Below are 523 nucleotides of genomic sequence, written 5' to 3'. Positions count from 1 at the left end.
GAAGCAGAAGAGTCAGAAGAAGTGGAAGTAATTGCGGAAGCAGAAGAGTCAGAAGAAGTGGAAGTAATTGCAGAAACAGAAGAGTCAGAAGAAGTGGAAGTAATTGCGGAAGCAGAAGAGTCAGAAGAAGTGGAAGTAATTGCAGAAACAGAAGAATCAGAAGAAGTGGAAGTAATTGCAGAAACAGAAGAGTCAGAAGAAGTGGAAGTAATTGCGGAAACAAAAGCACCAGAAGAAGCCGAACCTGTAGTACTTGAGGAAACGCAGCAAGAAATGGTGTTAAATGAAGCAATTGAACAAAAGAATGAATTCATACATGTTGCTGAAGCTGATGAACAAACGAAAAAAGATGTTCAAAGCTTTGCGGACGTTTTAATTGCAGAAGAAGCAGCGATTGAAGAAGAACAATCAGTTGTAGAAGAAGCAGCGATTGAAGAAGAACAATCAGTTGCAGAAGAAACACCGGTCGCAGAAGAGCCACCAGTTGTACAAAAAGAAGAATCTAAACGTGAGAAAAAGCGTC

General features: G+C 40.3%; 1 pseudogene. It reads left to right on the top strand.

Annotated elements, in window-relative coordinates:
- Positions 1-523 (top strand): annotated as a pseudogene (locus MR083_RS26865) (DNA translocase FtsK); the annotation flags it as partial.

The organism is Bacillus cereus group sp. BfR-BA-01408 (genome assembly GCF_022663305.1).
Classification (GTDB): Bacteria; Bacillota; Bacilli; order Bacillales; family Bacillaceae_G; genus Bacillus_A; species Bacillus_A pacificus.
This window is presented reverse-complemented; position numbering and strand designations above follow the sequence as displayed.